The following is a 1,766-nucleotide window of genomic DNA, read 5'->3' as shown; positions in this document are numbered from 1 at the left end:
CAACCGGGTCCCGCTTCGGGTTCCGACCGAGGCAGGACAGCGGGCCGGTCCGCTCAGCGCGCGGAGGGTGCGGCGAGCCGGTCGCCGTCCCGGAGGCGGACTGCACCGGACGGACCGGGCTCGGAGCGGACCGTCGCCTTCCGCAGGTCGGAGACGGTCCTCGCGCCGACGAACGCCATGGTGTCGCGCAGGCCCTTCGTCATGTGCTCCAGCATGGCCCGGACGCCGTCCGGGCCGTGCACGGCCAGGCCCCACAGGACCGGTCGGCCCACCAGCACGGCGTCCGCGCCGAGGGCGAGAGCGATGGCGGCGTGGGTACCGCTGCGCACGCCGGAGTCGAAGTAGACGGGCACCGCCCCGTCGACCGCCTCGGCCACTGCCGGCAGGGCGTCGATGGCCCCGACGCTGCGGTCGTGCTGCGAGCCCCCGTGGTTGGACACCACGACCGCGGCCGCGCCGACGCCGACCGCCCGCGCCGCGTCGTCGGGGTGCAGGACGCCCTTGACGATCACCGGCAGCGGTGAGCTCCCGATCAGGCGCTCCAGGTCGTCCCATCCGCATCCGGGGTGCGGAAACACATGGTCGATGAACTGCTGGGCGGTGGCCTCCGGCCGCTCCTCGCGCCACAGGCCGAGCAGTTCCTTGAAGAACGGCTCCCGGACCAGGGCGGGCGACCACGCCTGAGCCACCTCGTTGTCGAAGGTCTGGAAGGTGTTGCCCGCGTCCCGGAACCGCTCGGCCATGACCGGCAGGTCCACGGTGCACACGATCGCGTCGAAACCCGCGGCTCCCGCCTGACGGACCAGCTCCTCGTTCAGCCGGTGGTCCTTGGTGAGGTACATCTGCCGCCAGCGGACCTGGCCCGGGGCGGCGCCCGCCACCTGCTCCGGCGAGCAGTTGGCGAACAGCGACAGGCAGAAGCCGATCCCGAGTTCCGCGGCAGCCCGCGCCGTGCCGGCCTCGGCACCCTCGTCGTACAGGCGTTGCATGCCCATCGGGGCCACCAGCAGCGGGGCCGCCAGCGAACCGCCCACCACCTCGGTGGAGGTGTCGATGACGGACACGTCGCGCATCACCCGGGGGACGAGCCGAAAAGCGTCCAGGTGCTGTACGTTGCGCAGGACGGTGGCCTCGTCCCCGGCCCCTCCCGCCGCGTAGTGGAACACCTCGGCGGGGAGTCTCTCCCGCGCTGCGGCCGTGAGCGTGCCGATCGGACCGCCGAGGACAGGGTCTGGCGTCATACGAGCCTCCTGAGACCGTGGACGGGGACGCCGCGGGGCACCCCGCGCTCCGGCGGCGCCCTCCAGCGGCAGGAGCCACAGTGACGACGGATACTCGGCCTTCGCTCTAGGAACGCTCCCCTCACTTGAGGGATAGCGCCACACCAGCCGCGACCGCCCTGAACAGTCGTTCAGCGAAGGTTGAGTGATGCGTTAGCGCGAACGGCGATGCTTCCCCAGTTGCGCGACACATGCCGTGGGGTGGCGCACGTATCCGCGGCCGAGCACACGAGCGCGGTCGGCGCAGCGGTTCCACGGCACGGCAGGCCCACGGGGTGGAGGTATCCGATGTCGGCAACCGTCTCGACACCATGGCGGCAGGCTGCCGCGCCGTCCGGCCCGCCGGAGGGGACCCCGCCGGCCGACGCACGCGGGCGCGTGGCCGAACTGCACGAGATCCGTGCGCGGGCGGTGGCGGGTCCCGGTGAGAAGGCGACCCAGGCGCAGCACGCCAAGGGCAAGCTGACGGCGCGCGAGCGCATCGAG

1 protein-coding gene and 1 pseudogene are annotated in these 1,766 nt (G+C 72.8%); one reads left to right on the top strand and one right to left on the bottom strand.

The genetic code is table 11. The features are described from left to right. Positions 1 to 53: 53 nt before the first annotated feature. A complete protein-coding gene (locus IE225_RS32525) occupies positions 54 to 1,241 on the bottom strand; it encodes an alpha-hydroxy acid oxidase (protein WP_190061269.1) in 1,188 nt (395 codons plus the stop codon). Between the two features lie 327 nt (positions 1,242 to 1,568). On the opposite strand from IE225_RS32525, the pseudogene IE225_RS32520 reads away from it, so the two are divergent. Continuing rightward, positions 1,569 to 1,766 (top strand): annotated as a pseudogene (locus IE225_RS32520) (methylmalonyl-CoA carboxyltransferase); the annotation flags it as partial.

The sequence above is a fragment of the Streptomyces echinoruber genome (assembly GCF_014651135.1).
GTDB classification, from domain to species: domain Bacteria; phylum Actinomycetota; class Actinomycetes; order Streptomycetales; family Streptomycetaceae; genus Streptomyces; species Streptomyces echinoruber.
This window is presented reverse-complemented; position numbering and strand designations above follow the sequence as displayed.